Source organism: Vibrio sp. 10N.261.55.C5, from assembly GCF_041470505.1.
Classification (GTDB): domain Bacteria; phylum Pseudomonadota; class Gammaproteobacteria; order Enterobacterales; family Vibrionaceae; genus Vibrio; species Vibrio crassostreae_C.
Genome location: NZ_JBFRMS010000012.1, coordinates 70,140 through 90,082, shown reverse-complemented (window position 1 = coordinate 90,082; position 19,943 = coordinate 70,140). Strand labels below are relative to the sequence as shown.

Below are 19,943 nucleotides of genomic sequence, written 5' to 3'. Positions count from 1 at the left end.
TAATGAACATGTTCTTAATAAACATGAGATGGGTGTTCAGATCGGCTCTGCTCAAGCGGAGCCTTATTGAGGTGATATGGTCGGTTCTTTGGGGCTGTTTAGTTTGGTGTTGGTTGCTGTACTCAGCAGCATTATTGGTGTGCATTCGTTTTACCAAATGCTAAATAAACGGACGCAAAATCTAGGTTTAATCCGCAGTTTCTCTCTTTCAAGCGCGCTGTTTTCTCTCACTTCTGTCGCGTTGCTTGGCTATGCCTTTATCAGTGATGACTTCTCTATCTTATATGTAGCTGAGCATTCAAATACTCAATTACCCTCATTTTTTAAGCTTGCGGCCGTATGGGCAGGACATGAAGGTTCCTTGTTGTTTTGGGTACTGACGATCAGCGTCTGGTCTGGCGTGATCGCCTTACAAAAACACTATTCGAATGAATACCAAAGCCGAGTGCTGTGGGTGATGAACCTACTGCTCGCGATATTTGCTTGGTTCACGTTATTCGCATCAAATCCGTTTGAAATGAATTCGATCTTGCCGCTAGAAGGGCGTGACCTTAACCCAATGTTGCAAGATGTCGGTCTGATTTTTCACCCGCCATTGCTTTACCTTGGCTATGTCGGCTTTTCTGTGGTGCTGGCATTTGCAGTTGCTGCTTTGCTGGTGGATCCGATTGAGTTCGATTGGGTCGCTCATTGTCGCAGTTGTTGTTTGGTCGCTTGGATCTTTTTAACCGCAGGGATCATTCTTGGTTCTTGGTGGGCATACTACGAGTTAGGGTGGGGTGGTTGGTGGTTCTGGGACCCGGTAGAAAATGCCAGCCTATTACCTTGGCTAACATCAACCGCTCTATTGCACAGTTTGGGTGTTGCTAAAGGCAAGCAACAGTTGCTGAAGTGGTCACTTAGCCTTGCTTTCATTACGTTTTGTTTGAGTATCTTAGGCACCTTTATTGTTCGTTCTGGCGTATTAACGTCGGTACACGCTTTTGCAGTCGACCCAACCAAAGGGATTGCACTGCTGCTGATATTAGTTCTGGTACTGGTGAGTTCATTTTCTCTGCTTATCGTCAGAGGAGAGTCTTTTGAATCAAGCCCGATTACCAGTTTCGCCAGTAAGAGTTTTTTGAGTTTAGTTGCGGTGCTTATTTTTGTTCTGGCGACTGCTGTCGTGGTGTTCGGCACGTTTTATCCTATGGTCTTTGAGTTGCTTGGCCTGGGAAATATCTCGGTCGGCGCGCCTTACTTTAATCTCTTGATTGCACCTTTGGCTTTGCTTGCGTTGGCTGTCGTCGGCCTTGCCCCATTGCTGACTATTAAGCCTCAAGCATCGAAAGGCGTTATTACGTTGATCGCTCTAGCATCTATTTGCCTCGGGTTTGTCTGTTACGCTTTGCAAGTAGAGAAGGTCCAAGTGATGGTGCTGATGACATGGTCACTCGCATTTTGGGTTTTACTCACTCATGTGTATGGTTTGGTGGTAACGCGCAGTTCCAAGTTCCAACGCAAAGTCTGGGTGATGACCTTTGCCCATGTTGGGGTTTCGGTGTTAGCGGTAGGTGCTGCCATGAATAGCTACCACTCGTTTGAGCGCAGCTATAAGTTAAGCCCAGGCGTAGAAGTCGAATTCATGGATTGGACGCTTTCTCATCGTGATACTGAGCTGTATGTCGCTTCAAACTTTACCGCAGAAAAAGCGATACTCAGCCTAGAGTCTGGCGAGCAGCGCTTTTCTATCGCGCCGGAAAGAAGACATTACCAAGTTCGAGTCATGAACATGAGTGAGCCAGCAATGAAATGGTTCTGGCATGGTGATGTTTATATCACCATGGGTGAGAAAGTTGATTCCACCGCTTACGCATTTCGTGTTCAGTATAAGGCGTATGCGCGCTGGATCTGGTTTGGTGGGCTGTTCTCCATTATCGGCGCTTTACTCTCATTGACTCATCGAAAAAAGACAACCGTTAAGGCGTCTCAGTATGCATACCAGCGTTCGTAAAAAGCTAATTAGTCTAATTGCCTTAGCATTGATAGTGGTGCTGGGGTTTGTCTTTGCGCTTGATAATAAGCAGCAGTCGACCATGGTGTCTGAACAACAAAGGGCATTTCCAGAATTTACATCGAGTGCGTTAGTGAATAGTGAAGGCATCAGTAGTAAACAGGAAATTACGTTGGCTGATGTCACGCAGCACCCTTATCAACTGGTTAATGTATGGGCATCTTGGTGCGGGATATGTAAAACCGAACATTCATTTTTGCTTCAACTTCACGATAAAGGCATTCCCATCGTTGGGCTCAATTATCGAGATAACTCTGGGGCTGCGATTAACGTGTTATCGAACGATGGCAACCCGTACTTAACCGTGATCAGTGACCCTCAAGGCAAGTTAGCGTTAGAGTTGGGCGTAATCGGCACACCTGAAACGTATTTGGTTGATGCCAATGGCCAGATCATTAAAAAGCTATTGGGCGTGATTAATGAAATGGTATGGAAAGATGAGCTTGCGATGTATTTTGATGGTGTGAATGGATGATGAAGTCTCTAATACAAACCTTGTTTATGCTGTCAGCTCTTTTAGTGATTAGCCTTTCAACCATGGCTGAAGATCTGTTTACTGCCAGTAATACAGAGACGAGTATTCAAGTTGAACTGTTTGAGTTTGAAAACCCAGAACAACAGCAACGTGCTATTCGCTTGGCGAAAACGTTACGCTGCCCACAATGTCAAAACCAAAATCTGATTGAATCCAACTCACCAATAGCAAAAGACTTACGCCTTGTTGTGTTCAATATGGTGAAAGCAGGGAAGAGTAATAATGAGATTACTCGATATATGACGGAAAGATTTGGTGAGTTTGTACTTTATAAACCGGCAATGACGGCTTCAAATCTATTACTTTGGTTGCTACCGAGCCTATTACTTCTCTTATTTATATATTTATCAGTAAAAAGTGTTAGGAAGAGCTCATAAAAATTGTGTATTACTGTTTACCAACTGACCTGTATTTTGTAACATTAACCGATTATAAAGGCTAAGCACTGCTATATAAGGATGTATCTGTGGATAACGTAATCTCAAATTTAAAGAAAGAGTTCCATACTCATGTCCAGTCAGATAAATGGGCAGAGAGATACAGTGCTAAGTCGAGCATTTCTACGCTTACGCAAGAAGAGCTAACCGAATTAGAGAATGCTTGGGTGCAACTTGTCATCTGGAAGCAAACTCAAGTAAGTTGAGCGTTCTGTAAAAAAGTGTAGTTTTAGCCGCAACTGTTTAATTTATAACCCCATGTTGGTCATCCCAATGTGGGGTTTTTTCTTACTTGAAAAATAATTGTTATGTTATAACAATTTGTACAAGGTCGACCTTGAAAAAAATTGTTAACAGCCTCATAGTGTCTATCATTAGATAGTTAGCTACAAAATATTGCCTAGACATATAATGTAGCGTCGTTAAATACATCGAATTTTCAAGTGAGTATAGCTATGGCGGAAGTGCGTGCCAGAATAGATTTCAAAGTAGGGGTAACAAGCAGTATAGATGCTGAACTTCTGTCTTTTCATGGATTGAAAACAGATAAAGAGCATGTTGCTGTGATATTTAAATCAGCAGACAAGACACAAGACATACCTCTTGTTCGTATGCACTCTGAGTGCCTGACTGGTGATGTTTTCCATTCCTCTCGCTGTGACTGTGGTGAGCAGCTAGACGAAACCATTAGAATTATGGGTGAGACGGGTGGAGTGATTCTTTACTTACGCCAAGAAGGTCGTGGTATTGGCTTGTACAACAAAATCGATGCGTACCGTCTGCAAAGCGAAGGCATGAACACCTATGAAGCCAACAACCACCTAGGTTTTGGCGATGACCTACGCGATTTTACTGAAGCTGCTGAAATGCTACGTGCCTTAGGTACTACAAAAATCCGCTTAGTCACCAACAACCCTAAGAAGATCAATGAGCTAAAATCTTTTGGTATTGAGATTGAAGAAGTGGTGAATACCTCTGCTCATATCAAATCGGGTAATGAAAGCTACCTGAAGGCAAAAGTCTCACACGGTAAGCATAATCTGGATATCTGATTAGCCTCTTTGTTACGCTTAACATAAAAATGTTTAAAGACCTCACATATGTGAGGTTTTTTTGTATTTATCTTGCAATAAAATTGTAAGTTTGTATTATTTCAATCCGTAGTGCAAATGATAATGGTTTGCACTATTACTACGAATAATAATTTAAAGCTCAACAAGGATGCTTCATGACCATTAAATCTTTAGTGACAAAAGCCGTAACTTCGTCACTCATTTTTGCCTCTGCTTCTTCTTTCGCAGCAGTAACTCAAGATCAAGTTGTAGAACATTACGCAGATATTGCGCATGCAGTGTTTGCAGATTCAGTAATTACAGCAAAAGCGTTGAACTCTTCTATTGATACCTTCTTAGCTTCTCCTTCTGCTGGCAACTTCGAACAAGTAAAACAAGCTTGGCTTGAGTCTCGCGTACCATACCAACAGTCAGAAGTTTTCCGCTTCGGCAACGCTGTTGTTGATGATTGGGAAGGCCAACTGAACGCATGGCCACTAGATGAAGGCCTGATTGATTATGTTTCGACTGATTACCAATATGAACTTGGTAACGAAGGCGCTAGCGCAAACATCGTGGCTAACAAGACTTTCCAAATTGGTCAGACTACCGTTGATGCAACCAACATCAGCCCTGAGCTAATCGCAGACTTGAACGAGATCGGTGGTTCTGAAGCGAACGTAGCGTCTGGCTACCACGCAATTGAATTCCTACTTTGGGGCCAAGATTTAAACGGTACAAACAGCGGTGCAGGTGAGCGTGCTTACACTGATTTCGTTGTTGGCGCTGAGTGTACTAACGGCAACTGTGACCGTCGTGGCGCATACCTAAAAGCATCTGCTGAGCTACTTATCCAAGACCTAGAGTGGATGGAAAAGCAGTGGGCTGAAGGCGAGAAAGGTAACTACCGTCAAGAACTGCTTTCTGAATCTAGCGAAAACGGCCTACGTAAAATGTTATTCGGCATGGGTTCACTGTCTCTTGGTGAGCTTGCTGGTGAGCGTATGAAGGTGGCTTTAGAAGCTAACTCTACTGAAGATGAGCACGACTGCTTCTCTGATAACACGCACAACTCTCACTACTACAACGAGCAAGGTATCTACAACGTTTATACGGGTCTATACAAGCGTGAAGACGGTACTCTGCTTTCAGGTCCTAGCCTGTTTGACCTAGTAGAGCAAAAAGATGAGCAAGCTGCGAAAGAGATCCAAAAGCAGTTTGACTTAGCACGTGCACAAGTTGGCCAGCTTGTTGTTTCTGCAGAGAAAAACAACCAGCATTTCGATCAGCTAATTGCTGCTGACAACGCTGCGGGTAACGCACTAGTAAACAAAACAATTGTTGCGCTAGTGTCTCAAACGGCTGCGATTGAGCGTGCTGCTGGTGTGATTGGCATTGATAGCCTAAACCCAGACACAGCGGATCACGAGTTCTAAGAACCCGAGCCGACACAAATGTAAGGGCTCTAATTGAGTCCTTAAATGTTTGATCCTCAAGAAAGCCACACCCACATAAAAACTAAAATCAAACACACAGCAAGGCAATGTATGAAGTCGTATCTCTCAGCCTCACTATTAACCGCACTGTTTTTCGTATCTCCATTACACGCTCATGAAACCTACTCTGGCGGCAAAACGACCGTGAAGAAAGAAGGAGCGAACGCTTTTTCCCTTCCCGCAGCCAATCTACCAATGAGTAAGCGCTTGGATTTCAGCGTAGGTAATAGCTTCTTTAGAAACCCTTGGGTTCCTGCACCGTCATCAACCGATGCTCGTGATGGGTTAGGACCACTATTTAATACTAACGGCTGTCAAAACTGCCACATCAAAGATGGTCGTGGTCACGCGCCAGAAGAAGGAGATGAGAACGCAGTATCCATGTTGGTTCGTTTAAGCATTCCGGCTGAAACGCCTGAGCAGCGACAAGCCTTCATTCGAGATGGTGGAATTCCAGAGCCGACGTACGGCGGTCAGCTACAAGATTTTGCGCTTCAAGGTGTAAAACCAGAGGGCAAAGTGAACATTAGCTACACGGATGTTCCTGTTGAATTCAAAGACGGCACCGTCGTTACTCTGCGTAAACCCACTTTAAATATTACTGAACTTGCTTTCGGCGAGATGCATCCTAAGACCGAGTTTTCAGCTCGTGTTGCGCCACCAATGATCGGCCTAGGTCTGCTTGAGAGCATCCCACAAGAAACGATTCTTGGCTTCGCGAAGCAACAAGCTGCGGACAGCCAAGGCGTAACAGGCAAAGCCAATTATGTTCTTGATGTTCAAACTAACGAAATGGCGTTGGGTCGATTTGGTTGGAAAGCCGGACAGCCAAACCTAATGCAACAAAATGCTGCAGCATTTAACGGCGATTTGGGCCTGACAAGCAGCTTATTTCCGAATGAAAACTGTACATCAGCGCAATCAACCTGTGATGATTTTCCAAATGGTGGCGAGCCAGAAGTCAGTGACAACATCTTAGATTTTGTTGAGTTCTATTCGCAGCATCTCGCGGTACCTGTTCGTCGTAATGTCGATAACCCAGCGGTTGTTCAAGGTAAAAATCTGTTCAAAGAGATTGGTTGTCAAAGCTGTCACCAAGCTGAAATTCGCACGGCAGAGCGAGAAGGTCTGTCTGCATTATCTAATCAGTTAATTAGCCCATATACCGACATGTTGCTACACGACATGGGTGAAGGCTTAGCGGACAATCGCCCTGAGTATCTTGCCAATGGTCAAGAGTGGCGTACCACACCACTTTGGGGATTAGGTTATACCAAAGAAGTGAATGGTCACACCTTCTTACTTCATGATGGTCGTGCGAGAAATGTTATGGAAGCTGTGCTTTGGCATGGTGGTGAAGCAGAAATGGCGAAACAAAACGTTTTAGCTCTTAGTAGCAGCGAGCGTGAAGCGCTATTGGCGTTCTTAAACTCGTTATAGGCTGAGTTGAATTCAGTTTAGTTAACGGCTAATGGCTTAAGAAAGCCGCTATCAAAAGACTGACTGCCGCTGAACTTGTAGCAATACGAGGTCAGCGGTCGTTTCATATTTATTGAACTCATATAATTAAAAGAAAAACTAGGAAGTAAGGTAACAGCATGGCACATAAATTCTTGTTAATGCCTTTATCGGTATTAGTCATAGCAGGCTGTCAATCATCGGGTGAGCAAGCCGCTTCATCTGAGGTTAACGGTGTCTCTTATCAAGCAGATACAACCAATCATATTAGTCGCAGTGTTTATCAGCAGGAGTTTGATTCTGCAGTCCTATTCGCCAAGCAAGCCAACGAGCTGGAAGTCTTGATGCAAGGGTACTGCCAAACTAATGATGTTGAGTTAGATGCTTTGAAAAATCAGTGGCAGCTCACCATGAACAGTTGGATGGCACTGCAAGGACAAGAAAGAGGCCCAACGGCGGCACTTGAAGAGAGCTGGAATGTTCAATTCTGGCCAGACAAAAAAAACACCACCGGCCTAAAAATGCGCCAGCTGACTCAGCAAGATAAAGCTTGGTCTCAAGATGAAATTGCTCAACAGAGTGTGACGGTTCAAGGACTAGGTGCGCTCGAGTGGTCTCTTTACGACGAGCAATCTCCACTACTGCAAGATAAAGCGTCTGGCTGTCAATCTTCACAAGCTATCGCACAAAACTTGGCGATGAAATCGGCTTCTATTGCTGAGGCTTGGCAGGTTAACCCTTGGTTAGCGTTAGACGAGATGCGTTGGGAGTCTGAATACATCGCTTTACTGACTAACCAACTTGATTACAGCATGAAAAAGCTGAGTCGCCCAATGGCTAAAATTGGTCATCCACACCCATATTTCTCGGAATCTTGGCGCGCTCAAACCTCAATGACTCAGCTGAAAGCGAACGTAGCGGCGCTAGAGAAATTGTACTTAGCAGATGGTAGTGGTCTTGATGGTTTATTGAGAGAGAAGGGCTTAAATGACCTTGCCGATCGTGTTGCAGCCCAGTTCACGTTAACGTTAGATACTTGGCCGACAGATTCTAGCTTGTTTACTCTCCTACAGAGCAAAGAAGGCTACCGAGATGTGCTGACTCAATACAACAAACTAGAACGTTTGAAGTACCTGATTCATGAAGAAGTAGCGATAGAGCTTGGCGTGGTAATAGGATTCAATGCTACCGATGGTGACTGATAATACGAGAAGATCGTTACTCAAGGCTGCACTGGGTTGTGCAGCTGTTCCATTGCTTCCGTTTGGGTGTGCGACTCGAAAGGATGGGGTGAGTGCGTCGAACGATCCCCAACTGATTGGCTGTGCGCTTAATGGTCGTGGTCAATATTCTGCAGTTGTAGCTGACGAATTTGGCATGCCACTGAGCCAACTTCCCATCCCCAATCGTGGCCATGGCGTCGCGATTTGCCCAACCTCATCGCATGCGGTGGTTTTTGCTCGTCGTCCTGGTGACTATTTTATGGTGTTTGACTATAAAAACGGTCAGCAGATCAAAATGGTCGTCAAAGGTAACAACCGCCACTTCTATGGTCATGGGGTTTACTCATTAGATGGCAAGTTACTGTATGCCACCGAAGGGAAAACCGACACCAGCCAAGGCGTGATTGGCGTGTACGATGTCGAACAAGGCTATCGTAAGGTCGAGGAGTTCACTGGTTTCGGTATTGGTCCACATGAAGTGATCATCATGCCTGATGGTAATCTCGCGATTGGCGTTGGTGGCGTTCACACTGATGGCAGAACACCGAAAAACCTCGATTCAATGCAACCGAGTTTGAGTTATGTTTCTCCTGAAGGTGTGTTGCTTGATCAGGTTGAATTGCTAGACAAGAAGCTGAGTATTCGACACTTAGCCCATGATGGTGCTGAAACCGTACTTTGTGGTCAGCAATATCGTGGTGAGCCAGACGAGTATCCTTCGCTTTTGGCGATGCATACCAAAGGCGGGCAGTTTGAATCACTGAACGCAGAGCCTGAGCAATGGGCAAGATTTAATCACTACATCGCAAGTATTGCGGCGTCAGATGATTGGATTATCGCGACCTCGCCAAGAGGGAATTGCTACGGTATTTGGTCTAAAGAGAGCAAAGAATTAGTTGAGCTGTCTGCGCTGTCGGATGCCTCTGGTGCTGTGCTGCTTGATGGAGAGTTTCGACTCAGCTCTGGGGCGGGCAGTGTGGTTAGCCAACGCAAGCCTTATGAGAAATCAACTCAGCAATCATCGGTCCAGTGGGATAATCACTGGGGTGCAATCTGACTCATAAAATCCCTTAAAAAATAACATGCTTACTCCCGTTTCTTTGCCATACTTATGGAATTACTGGTGACGGAGTTAAGCATGTTAGCAAAATACTTCTGTGGATTATTGGTGTTAGTTTCCGTGCATGCATGGAGCTATGCGAGTTCTGACGAGAGCCGTTTCATTCCGGCGGAATCAGAACTTTCTTTTATGCTGATTTATCCAGAGCTGACACAGAGTATCTATCAAGACACTTCTCTGCCTATTCTTTGGGATTCACCGGAACTTGTTAAAGCGTTTGAGTTCCAATTGTCGCTTCTTGAACAAGCGCAAATGGCACCGCTTTTTGAACGACAATTCAAGCAAATCCGCCAGTATCAATCTCGTCGTCAATGGCAAGAGTTAGACATCTTACTCACTGATACCTATATCTATTATCTTAGCTACGTTGAAAACGCGCCGCTTGCCGGAAAAGAGTGGTACTTCTCGGGTAAGCTGCATTCTAAATTGCCTCCACCTTCGCCGCATATTCTGATAAGACTGAAAAGCAGCGTTGCCAATGATTACTTATTGGAGATGGTGTTGTCTTACGCGCCGCCTGTTGGGGATTTTGACCAATTCAAAGCAACCTATTCGGTGTTAGAAACCGCCTCTGAACTCAATATTGAACGATATAGACAGAAAGGTTTGAAGCGCTTGGGTGACGAGCTTTCAGACAAGACGGTTCTTGTTGAGCGCATTGCTTTGGTTGGTGTTGATACCTCGATGATCGCGGTCGATTTGCCCAAGTTCGATCGAGATCTGCAAAAGGCGATTAAATCTTTCCAACGCATGCACGGTCTTACGGATGATGGGATCATCGGGCCAGACACGATCAAATGGATCAATATGGGCTTTGATGATCGACTTACTTCCCTAGCATTGAACGCCGAGCGTGCCCGCTTATGGCCAAGAAATAGAGACTCACTGATTGTGGTGAATGTACCTAGTTTTGATATGAAGTATTGGGAAGATGGGGAAGAGGTTTTTGAATCTAAAGTTGTGGTTGGGAGAAAATCGAGAAAAACACCACTCTTAGAGATAAAGCTTGATTCGGTTATCTTAAATCCGACTTGGAACGTGCCATGGAAAATCATGGTTAAAGATATCTTGCCTAAAGTAAAAGCCGACGAGAGTTATCTTGAAACACACAATTTTCAAGTGATCGATGGTTGGCGTTCGATGGAAACTGTCGATACTACCGAGATAGATTGGCAAACGATTAACTTTAACTCTTTTCCTTATCGAATGCGCCAGCAAGCAGGCTCTAGTAACGCATTGGGTTTGTATAAGTTCAATACGCCCAACAAGCGAGCCATCTATCTCCATGACACCCCAAGTAAAAGCTTGTTTAACGATGACTTCCGCGCCTATAGCTCTGGTTGTATTCGTGTTGAGCATGCCGAGGAACTCGCGGAGTTGTTATTTGCGACTAAGGTAAAGAAAGTGCCGAATCAGGATGATGAACTTGCGCCCAATACTAAGGTTCGTCTCAAGAAGCGAATTCCAGTGCATATCATTTATCAAACCGTGTTGTTTGAAGAAGGAGGCATACAATACCGCGGTGATATCTACCAATATGATAAAGAGGGCGGTTGATTGAAATATGGTCAAGAAAGGTGATCTTGACTGAAAAATGACAACCAAGCTTCTATTGATAAAATTATAATGAGTATCAATAACTAACCGTGCAAAGGTTACAAATACTAACGTTTTGCACGGTTTTTGTACGTTGACGCAGCAAATTCCATTATGTATCGTGCATTTTTCGTTCGATCTAATTGGTTTTTTTGCTGTATGTCTCAAAGTTTATTTTCACGCCGTCAGTTTCTGACTTACGCTGGTGGTACTGCTGTAGTCGCCTCTCTTACTCCTTCTATCGCTTTCGCTTCATACCCGGATCAACCAAGAACGATTAGCATGAACAATCTTCACACTGGTGAACGATTAGAGACTTGTTATTTCGATGGCACTAACTATGTTGGTGACGAGATGGCACGCCTTAGCAAACTGTGCCGTGACTTCCGCCGCAATGAGATTCATCCAATGGATAAGAACCTGTTTGATCAGATCACTCAGATTCAAAATGTACTGGGTATTCAAAAAGAAGTTCAAATCATCTCTGGCTACCGCTCTCCAGCAACCAACGAAGCGTTGCGCTCTAAGTCGAGTGGTGTCGCTAAGAAGAGTTACCACATGTTAGGTAAAGCGATCGATTTTCGTATCGATGGTGTTGATTTAAAGGAACTGAGAGACGTAGCTAAAAGTCTGCAAGCAGGTGGTGTTGGTTATTACGCTCGTAGTAACTTCATCCACATTGATACTGGTCCAGTTCGCAGCTGGTAGAGCTAAGCTGAGTTATTGAGTGATACGGTAGGCACTTGTCAAAGTAGACATCCAATGTCATAGTTTGCCCAAATTTCAGTTTGTTCTAATAATTCGGTTTATTGCTGCTCAGTTTGTTATTGTTGGGTTTGTTGCCAATAACATAGCGATATTCGAGTTGTTCACCAGATTCGCTCTTTAAGGTTTGTATATGTCTCTTAAGTATCAAGTTGTACCTGTTACCTCTTTTTCTCAGAACTGCTCGATTGTGTGGTGTGATGAAACCATGGAAGGCATCGTTGTCGATCCGGGCGGTGATGTTCAACAACTCGCGGCTATCATTGAAGAACTCGGTGTTAAGGTTGTGAACTTGGTACTGACGCACGGTCACTTAGATCATGTTGGCGGTACGGTACCACTTGCTGAGATCTTGAAGGTTGAAATTGTGGGCCCGCATAAGGCAGACAACTTCTGGCTACAAGGTCTAGAGAATCAAAGTCAGATGTTTGGTTTCCCACTGTGTAAAGCTTTTGAACCAAACACTTGGTTAGAAGAGGGCGACAAAGTCACTTTTGGTAATCAAGTGATTGATGTGATTCACACGCCGGGCCACACGCCAGGTCACGTTGTACTGTTCAGTGAGCAAGCTCGTTTAGCGTTTGTGGGTGATGTGTTGTTTAACGGCGCAATTGGCCGTACTGACTTCCCACAAGGTGACTTCAATACGCTTATCGCTTCAATCAAGACTAAGCTTTGGCCACTAGGCAGTGACGTAACATTCGTTCCGGGCCATGGTCCTGAATCGACATTCGGTCGCGAGCGTGCATCAAACCCGTTCGTCGCAGATGAAATGCCTCTGTACTAATTAAATCTTTGATTTTCCAACCGATTATTTGTGTCGATTGATTGAAAATGAAGCTTAGCTTTTGTCCTGAAAGCTAAGCTTTTTTATTGTGTGTGAACTTACTGGTAAACCTTAATCAGAAAGACGTTCAGCGGCAGCCAAGTAGCGTCGAGCCAGCCCCACAAACTCTTCTCCACTCATATTCAAATCATGGGTTGATATGAAAATGTCATAACCGTGGAAGCCCCTTTGATATTTCATTCTGTTGGCAAGCATCGCCTGCAATCCAGAATAGTTTTTAATCACCGCGTTTGGACTGTTTGTCTCATTCGGTGAATCAAGGTTGTCCTGTGATTGGTTATCGTTGAAATTTACGTTGTCGGTATTCTGCGACTCTTTGTATTGGCTTAGTTCGACACAGCCACTTTCAGTACAACGCGCATGGTAATGCGATGAGTCGAGAACCATATCCTCAAAGTTGGACTCTTTGCCTGCTTGTTTGGCTCCTAAGTACAAAAGTGCTCGTTGGCTGAGCAATAATTCACAAGTTATTTTAGGGCAAATCGAATCGAGGTAGGGCGAGTAATCTTTTACTTTAATTCCGACCCAGGGCAGAGGTTGATGCCAACCATCTTGTTCATAAGTGCAAAGACCAATTTTTTGGATGTTACTCCATTTTAAAACCCAACCCCCTTTGTAAAAGTGCTGCTGAAAATGAGTCGGGGTAAGTGTGAACATCACTCGGCTGCGCAGCATCAAATAGTAGCCAGTTCCCAGAAGCGCAATACTGCAAAAAGCACCCACGATCAGTAACTTTGGATTGTCACTGTAGAGCGAAACGATCAAGCAAATGAAGCCTAAAATAATGGCGAGGATACGGTACGAGCGAGTGAATGAAGGCAAAGAGAAATTACTAAGGTGACGAGTGTCCATAGGTAACACCAAGTTTTCATATTTTTGTCTGGATGGATAACCAGTGTATATGACCCTGAATTGATAAGTCGATGTTTAAATAATAGACGCTAGTAGACAATATCGGTATTTTTCGTCGACTTTCGACGCTTCACTCTACAAATAGCTCCTGTTTTTTGGTATAAATCGCGCTTCAAATTTTCACCACTGCGAAAAGAGCAGTGAACTGGAGAAATATTCAATGAGACTTGCTCATAAGCGTAAGGTGCAGGCTAAACTGCAGAAACGCACTAAAGCGGCTGTAGTTAAAGCAGTGGCAACGCCGAAAAAAGCGAAGCCTGTCGCAGAGAAAGTTGTAGCAGAAAAAACTGTAGCAGCAAAACCAGCGGTAGAGAAAGCAGTAGCAGCAACTAAAGAAGTTGCAGTAGCACTGACTCCTAAGCAACAACAAGTTCTAGACATCGTTGTTAGCAATGCTGAAGGCATTAACCCTAAAGGTATCGGCCTAGAAGCTGGTCAAGAAGACGCGAAAGCAGCTTCATGGGCAACAGGCGCATTGAAAAAACTTCTTGAAGAAAACCTAGTAGCGAAAGAGCAGCTAGCAGGTAACAAGGTTATCTACAAAGCTATCTAATCCTGTGGGATTACATTCGCTTCGTTAAGTTTTTAAGCCTCGATTTTCGAGGCTTTTTTGTATCTGGCACATTATGCCAAGTCCGAGCCCAAATCCAAGCCTAAACCTAGGCTCTATAATCTCAATTCCAATTCGATATACGGCTTAACTGATTAGTGTTGTCTCGTGTCAGAGCTTCGAATCAGCAAGCACTAAATTAGGGCGTTAGCTAGGTAGATCAAGAGAGCAAAGCCTTGATTTTTTCCCTAAAATACAGCAATGAATAGAGCTTCATCACGAAATGGCAATCAATTGTTAAGAGTATTTAATTATTAATACTTAGGTATTTATCAATACGCATTGCCTTGGTGAATATCCAAACTCCTTTGAAATCGACACTATTCAATCATCTCCTACGTAGTTCTACTTAATCCTTTGGTCTAATACGTAACTTTGTTAACGCCATGCGTGCGTGCTCTCCCTGATATCTTGTTGCCTCATCACGGTGCACTCTTATGTTGAATCATAAAAAATGCTCATAGAAAGAGTGTTAACCCAACAAAGGACGTGAACATGAGTCTCATTTCTAACTCCCTCACACGAGTTTTTAAAAACGTTGCAGTAACTGCTGCGGCTTGTTTAGCTTTGGTCGCTACTGGTGCTACAGCCGCTGATAAGGTTTACCGTTTAAAACTTGCGGAAACTTGGGGACCAAACTTCCCAGTTTTCGGTGATGCAACCAAAAACATGGCGGCGATGGCTGAGAAGATGTCGAATGGTCGACTGCAAATCAGAATCGATTCAGCAAACAAACACAAAGCACCTCTTGGCGTTTTTGACATGGTTAAGTCTGGTCAATACGACATGGGTCACTCAGGCTCTTACTACTGGAAAGGTAAAGTTCCAAACACTCTTTACTTCACTTCTATGCCTTTCGGTATGACGCCAGCAGAACAATACGCGTGGTTCTATCACGGTGGTGGTATGGAGTTAATGGAGCAGGTTTACTCTCCACATAACTTGATGTCTTTCCCTGGTGGTAACACGGATATCCAGATGGGGGGTTGGTTTCAAAAAGAGATCAACAGCGTTGAAGATCTACAAGGTCTGAAAATGCGAATCCCGGGCTTTGCAGGCGAGATTCTTGCTGAGCTAGGTGCTAAACCGACGAACATTGCCCCAGGTGAACTTTACACGTCTCTAGAGCGTCGCACGATTGATGCACTAGAGTGGGTAGGTCCATCGCTGGATTTACGAATGGGCTTCCACAAAATCGCGCCTTACTACTACACAGGTTGGCACGAGCCGGGTTCAGAGCTTCAATTCCTAGTGAACAAGCGTACATGGAACAAGCTGCCTGAAGACCTACAAGAAATCTTACGTGTTGCAATGCGTACTGCGGCTTACGACATGTACACACAAGCAACGCACGAAAGTGGTAAGAACTGGGTTTCAATGAAGACAGAATACCCAGATGTACAAGTGAAAGATTTCCCACCAGAGGTTATGTCTGCTCTGAAAGAAGCGAACGATCGCCTACTGGCTGCACATGCTGAGAAAGATGAGCTAGCAAAAGAGATTCAAGCTTCACAAGCAAGCTACCTAGAGCAAGTACGTTCATGGACGGATATTTCCCACAGAGCTTACCTAAATAGCCAAGCGAAATAATCGACAGTTGTTGAACTGAATCTAAATGAACCCGAAGCTTTTCTTATTGAATATTTGAGAGTGAATAAGCCGAGGGTTCATTTAAAACATAATAACTAAGCAGGATAAATCCTGTATTACGCTCAAGAACCCTTTCTACGTCGTGCCTATTGCTAGCTATAAACTGAATCGTTTTTAGTTGGGTTAGCTGTACTGCAAGATGTCTTTTCAAATTCCATGGAGTCGGGAATGCGAAGTCTAATTTATATTGAACGCCTGTTTAATCGTATCGGTGACGCACTGGGATGGCTTTCCAGTATGTTGTTTATTTTACTTATCGCCAACGTCGTGTATGACGTTGTCATGAGATATGCCTTCAACGATGTCTCTATCGCCTTCCAAGAGATGGAATGGCACCTTTTCTCCGCCGTTTTCCTACTCGGTGTTCCTTATGCCATCAAGGCTGGTGGCCATGTTCGAGTTGACGTGTTCTATGAGCAACTGAGCTTTAAAGCACAAGCGATTATTGACCTGCTTGGCACGCTTATCTTTCTACTTCCGTTTTGCCTGCTGGTGGCTTGGTTTGGTATCGATGTTGCCAAAGAGAGTTATGAACTGGGTGAAACCTCAGGCGATCCCGGTGGCCTGCCGTATCGCTGGATCATCAAAGCTATGATCCCGCTGTCATTCTTTTTGATGGCACTCAGTGGCGTAGGTTTGATCCTGCATTCACTGAATAAGATTTTTAATCCGCATCTTATCCATGCAAACAATATTCATACAAAAAACAAGTAGAGGCTGAACATGATTGGAATAGTAATGTTTTTCGTAGCCTTGTTTGCGCTTTTACTTGGCTTCCCAGTGGCGTTTACCTTTGGTGGTATCGCGTTAATCTTTGGTGTTTGGGCTGAGGGCATTGAAATGTTTGCCTTCATGCCATATCGAATTCAATCCATTATGGAAAACACGGTTCTGATGGCCGTTCCATTGTTTGTTTTTATGGGGCTCGTTCTACAAAAGACCAAGCTTGCTGAGCAGTTGCTTGAGTCTATGGGGCGACTGTTTGGCGGCGTTCGTGGTGGTATCGCGATTTCAACCGTATTAGTAGGTTCACTACTTGCGGCTTCTACTGGCGTGGTTGGTGCTTCTGTTGTTGCTATGGGACTTATCTCCCTACCTGTAATGCTCAAGTACAATTACGACAAAGGCTTAGCCTGCGGCACTATTTGTGCGTCTGGTACGCTAGGGCAGATCATTCCACCCTCCATCGTATTGATTCTATTGGGTGATGTTCTAGGTGTTCCTGTAGGCGACTTGTTCCAAGCGGCGATTTGGCCAGGCGTGATGCTGGTCGGCGCGTACATCGTTTATATCTTGATATACGCAAAGCTACACCCTGAAGCGGCTCAACCTATTGAACGTGATGACTCCATCAGCCGTAAGCAGGAAGTGTTTAATGCACTGAAAGCGATTCTTCCGCCTCTAGCGTTAATCATTGTTGTACTGGGCTCTATCTTCGCAGGTGTTGCTACGCCAACAGAATCAGCCGCATTAGGTGGCGCGGGTGCGATGATACTTGCACTGCTTTACGGTCAATTTAGTTGGTCGATGGTGTACGAGGCGTCGAAAGAGACGGTGAAAGTAACGGCGATGGTATTTGCTATCTTGTTGGGTGCAACGGCATTCTCAATGGCGTTTACCTACACTGGTGGCGACTATCTGGTTGAAGAGTGGATGCTACAACTGCCAGGTGAAAAATGGGGCTTCCTGATCATTACCATGCTGGTGATTCTGATTCTGGGTTTCTTCATCGACTTCGTAGAGATCTGTTTCATCATCGTGCCGATCATTGCGCCAGTTGCTGAACTGATGGGCATCAACATGACATGGTTCGCTATCCTTATTGCGATGAACCTACAAACTTCCTTCTTAACGCCGCCATTTGGTTTTAGTTTGTTCTATTTAAAAGGCGTAGCACCTAAAGGCGTGACGACTAAGGACATCTACCGAGGTGTGATGCCGTTCATTCTGATTCAAATCCTCGTACTTGGATCACTTCTCGCTTTCCCATCTTTCTATGGAATGTGAGTGAAGCCAAGAATGTGAATGATATGTTTCAACGGCTATCGATAAATTGCTAAAGTAAAACGGCTTATTGATGTTCAGTAAGCCGTTTTTTGTGAGGGAAAGGAATGCCTCTAAAAGCCAAGCTGATTTTGCTGACGTTGCTCCCGTTGCTGCTGGTAACGGCGAGTATTAGTTGGATCTCGCTGCACCAGACTAAGACGTTAGGCGCTAAAGAAGTCGAGATCTTTAGAGACAGCCTAATCAAGTCGCGTGAAAACGCCCTCAAAGACACGGTTGATCTCGCGTTCGACGCCATAGAACACGTCTATAACGATCCAAATATCCAAGAAGCCCAAGCCAAAAAAAAAGTTCGAACCATATTATCTAAACTTAGATATGGCTCTGATGGGTACTTCTTCGCATACGATCGCCACGGGACCAACTTGGTTCATCCAATTCAGCCAGAATTGATAGGCCAAAACCTACTCCAACTGCAAGATGAAGATGGCGATTTTCTGATAGAGGCTCTGTTAAGAGAAGCGCAAACCGGAGGCGGGTTTCACCAGTATTTGTGGCAAAAGCCTTCGACGGGTGAGGTGGTGTCTAAGCTGAGCTACGCCGCTTGGTTAGAGCGTTGGGACTGGATGATTGGCACCGGCTTGTATATTGAAGACGTACACCAAGAAGTGGCTTCGATGCAGGCTGCGATTAACAACAATATTGAAACCACGTTCTTTTCGATTGTGGTGATTTTGAGCGTAACGGTCGCGGTCATCATCGTGCTGACCTTGGCTATTAACATGCATGAACATCGGATTGCTGATAACAACCTAAAGGAACTGGCGCATAAGACGGTGATGTTCCAAGAAGACGAGAAGAAGCATCTAGCGCGTGAGTTGCATGATGGTATTAACCAATTATTAGTGTCGAGTCGTTGCCATTTGGAACTGCTCGGTAATAAGCTACAAAATGAAGACCTTAAAGCACATTTGAATAAGTCGCAGCATTCACTGATGCGAGCGATCGAAGAAGTGAGGCACATCTCGCATCAACTTCGTCCAAGTTCATTGGATGACATAGGCTTAGAAGCGGCATTGTCTTCATTACTGTTAGATTTTCAGGCGCACTCGGGCATAGAAGTCGAGACCATGTTTGCTACTCAACCTGGTAAGTTAAAATCAGAGGCGGCGACGACCCTATATCGAGTCGTGCAAGAGTCGCTGAATAATATAGAAAAACATGCACAAGCGACCAAAGTAACGGTTATCGCTCAGCAAATTGGTAATGTGTTGCAACTACTGATTCAAGATAACGGTGTCGGTTTCAACACCTATAAAGCGATGGAAAAACGAGGGATCGGGCTGCGTAACATGAGAGAGCGAGTGGAGTTCATCGGTGGTGACTTTGAATTGATGAGTGAGATTGGCCTCGGAACGGAAATTACAGTGTTACTGACACTAGAGGGATTAATGAATGAGTGAAGTTATTCGAGTTGTGATTGCTGATGATCACCAAGTGGTACTGGATGGCTTTATGGCGAGATTGGAACTCGAGCCAGATATTAGCGTGATAGGTACGGCCAGCAATGGACTAGAAGCGGTAGAGGTCGTTAAGTCTCTGCGCCCTGATGTGGTGTTGATGGATATCAGCATGCCTATCATGAATGGCATTGATGCCACCCATCTGATTAAAGAAGAAGACCCAGAAGCCAAGGTCCTGATGCTGACCATGCATAACAACCGTGAATACATTATGAAGGTGATGCAGTCGGGTGCTGTCGGTTACATGTTGAAAGAGATTTCGGCTGAAAAAATGGTACAGGCAATCAAAACGGTCAATCAAGGATCGACCTATTTCTGTGAAAAAGTCACGCAGAATTTGTTTACTCAGCCGATTACTCCCACGCCATCTGTCAAGAATCCATTGAGCAGACGTGAAGAGGCTGTGCTGAAATTAGTCGCAAAAGGGGAGAGCAGTAAAGAGGTCGCAAAGGCGCTGAATATCAGCTATCGAACGGTAGAAACCCATAGGCAAAATATTAAGCATAAGCTCGATATTCACTCTACGGCAGAGCTTGCTAAATATGCGGTCAGCTCCGGGCTTGTGGACTGATCTTACGCTAAATAACGTTAAATGTGTAATTTACGCCTCCTTTATGGAGGTTTTTTTAGTATTTTTGCGACAGGTTGATATTCTTCTTTTC

General features: G+C 44.5%; 19 protein-coding genes. 18 read left to right on the top strand and 1 reads right to left on the bottom strand.

Features of this window, described 5'->3' with window-relative positions:
* Window positions 1-76 precede the first annotated feature (76 nt).
* From AB4263_RS05065 to AB4263_RS05010, 12 genes are all read left to right on the top strand, one after another.
* Entirely contained in the window at window positions 77-1,993 is a 1,917-nt protein-coding gene (locus tag AB4263_RS05065) for a heme lyase CcmF/NrfE family subunit (RefSeq protein WP_372097781.1), read from the top strand.
* On the top strand, window positions 1,974-2,528 hold the full coding sequence (locus AB4263_RS05060; protein ID WP_372097779.1) for a DsbE family thiol:disulfide interchange protein: 555 nt from the start codon (window positions 1,974-1,976) through the stop codon (window positions 2,526-2,528). Before AB4263_RS05065 ends, AB4263_RS05060 begins: the two co-directional genes overlap by 20 nt.
* Entirely contained in the window at window positions 2,525-2,965 is a 441-nt protein-coding gene (gene nrfF / locus AB4263_RS05055; RefSeq protein WP_372097777.1) for a heme lyase NrfEFG subunit NrfF, read from the top strand. The genes AB4263_RS05060 and nrfF overlap by 4 nt, the downstream gene beginning before the upstream one ends.
* 89 nt (window positions 2,966-3,054) lie before the next feature.
* A complete protein-coding gene (locus AB4263_RS05050; protein ID WP_017060980.1) occupies window positions 3,055-3,231 on the top strand; it encodes a hypothetical protein in 177 nt (58 codons plus the stop codon).
* 249 nt (window positions 3,232-3,480) lie between these two features.
* Window positions 3,481-4,077 (top strand): GTP cyclohydrolase II, encoded by a 597-nt coding sequence (gene ribA, locus AB4263_RS05045; RefSeq protein WP_009848836.1) that lies wholly within the window; start codon window positions 3,481-3,483, stop codon window positions 4,075-4,077.
* Between the two features lie 176 nt (window positions 4,078-4,253).
* Window positions 4,254-5,513, top strand: coding sequence for an imelysin family protein (locus AB4263_RS05040; RefSeq protein WP_372097775.1), 1,260 nt, complete (start codon window positions 4,254-4,256; stop codon window positions 5,511-5,513).
* Between the two features lie 111 nt (window positions 5,514-5,624).
* On the top strand, window positions 5,625-7,013 hold the full coding sequence (locus AB4263_RS05035) for a di-heme oxidoredictase family protein (RefSeq protein WP_372097773.1): 1,389 nt from the start codon (window positions 5,625-5,627) through the stop codon (window positions 7,011-7,013).
* A 158-nt stretch (window positions 7,014-7,171) separates the two neighbouring features.
* Window positions 7,172-8,233, top strand: coding sequence for an imelysin family protein (locus AB4263_RS05030; RefSeq protein WP_372097771.1), 1,062 nt, complete (start codon window positions 7,172-7,174; stop codon window positions 8,231-8,233).
* A complete protein-coding gene (locus AB4263_RS05025) occupies window positions 8,223-9,311 on the top strand; it encodes a DUF1513 domain-containing protein (protein WP_372097769.1) in 1,089 nt (362 codons plus the stop codon). The genes AB4263_RS05030 and AB4263_RS05025 overlap by 11 nt, the downstream gene beginning before the upstream one ends.
* 81 nt (window positions 9,312-9,392) lie before the next feature.
* Entirely contained in the window at window positions 9,393-10,931 is a 1,539-nt protein-coding gene (locus tag AB4263_RS05020) for a murein L,D-transpeptidase (RefSeq protein ID WP_372097767.1), read from the top strand.
* Window positions 10,932-11,129: 198 nt separating this feature from the next.
* Complete coding sequence (locus AB4263_RS05015) at window positions 11,130-11,678, top strand: YcbK family protein (RefSeq protein WP_017060953.1); 549 nt, start codon at window positions 11,130-11,132, stop codon at window positions 11,676-11,678.
* A gap of 190 nt (window positions 11,679-11,868) precedes the next feature.
* Window positions 11,869-12,522: an MBL fold metallo-hydrolase gene (locus AB4263_RS05010; RefSeq protein WP_017060954.1), complete on the top strand. Its 654-nt coding sequence runs from the start codon at window positions 11,869-11,871 to the stop codon at window positions 12,520-12,522.
* Window positions 12,523-12,633: 111 nt separating this feature from the next.
* On the opposite strand, the gene AB4263_RS05005 is transcribed toward AB4263_RS05010, so the two are convergent.
* The gene (locus tag AB4263_RS05005; RefSeq protein ID WP_017060955.1) at window positions 12,634-13,434 is read right to left on the bottom strand and encodes a DUF2982 domain-containing protein; all 801 of its coding nucleotides are present in this window, start codon (window positions 13,432-13,434) and stop codon (window positions 12,634-12,636) included.
* Window positions 13,435-13,654: 220 nt separating this feature from the next.
* On the opposite strand from AB4263_RS05005, the gene AB4263_RS05000 reads away from it, so the two are divergent.
* The 6 genes from AB4263_RS05000 to AB4263_RS04975 all read left to right on the top strand — a co-directional run bounded on the left by AB4263_RS05000 (window position 13,655) and on the right by AB4263_RS04975 (window position 19,852).
* Window positions 13,655-14,047 (top strand): hypothetical protein, encoded by a 393-nt coding sequence (locus tag AB4263_RS05000; RefSeq protein WP_017060956.1) that lies wholly within the window; start codon window positions 13,655-13,657, stop codon window positions 14,045-14,047.
* 552 nt (window positions 14,048-14,599) lie between these two features.
* Entirely contained in the window at window positions 14,600-15,694 is a 1,095-nt protein-coding gene (locus AB4263_RS04995; RefSeq protein WP_017060957.1) for a TRAP transporter substrate-binding protein, read from the top strand.
* Window positions 15,695-15,922: 228 nt separating this feature from the next.
* Window positions 15,923-16,468 carry a TRAP transporter small permease subunit gene (locus AB4263_RS04990; protein ID WP_017060958.1) on the top strand — a complete coding sequence of 182 codons (546 nt, stop codon included), beginning with the start codon at window positions 15,923-15,925 and terminating at the stop codon, window positions 16,466-16,468.
* 9 nt (window positions 16,469-16,477) lie between these two features.
* Window positions 16,478-17,761 (top strand): TRAP transporter large permease subunit, encoded by a 1,284-nt coding sequence (locus tag AB4263_RS04985; protein WP_029235146.1) that lies wholly within the window; start codon window positions 16,478-16,480, stop codon window positions 17,759-17,761.
* Window positions 17,762-17,865: 104 nt separating this feature from the next.
* Window positions 17,866-19,221, top strand: a complete 1,356-nt coding sequence (locus tag AB4263_RS04980) for a cache domain-containing protein (protein WP_017070256.1) — start codon at window positions 17,866-17,868, stop codon at window positions 19,219-19,221.
* On the top strand, window positions 19,214-19,852 hold the full coding sequence (locus AB4263_RS04975; RefSeq protein ID WP_017060961.1) for a response regulator transcription factor: 639 nt from the start codon (window positions 19,214-19,216) through the stop codon (window positions 19,850-19,852). The genes AB4263_RS04980 and AB4263_RS04975 overlap by 8 nt, the downstream gene beginning before the upstream one ends.
* Window positions 19,853-19,943: the final 91 nt, after the last annotated feature.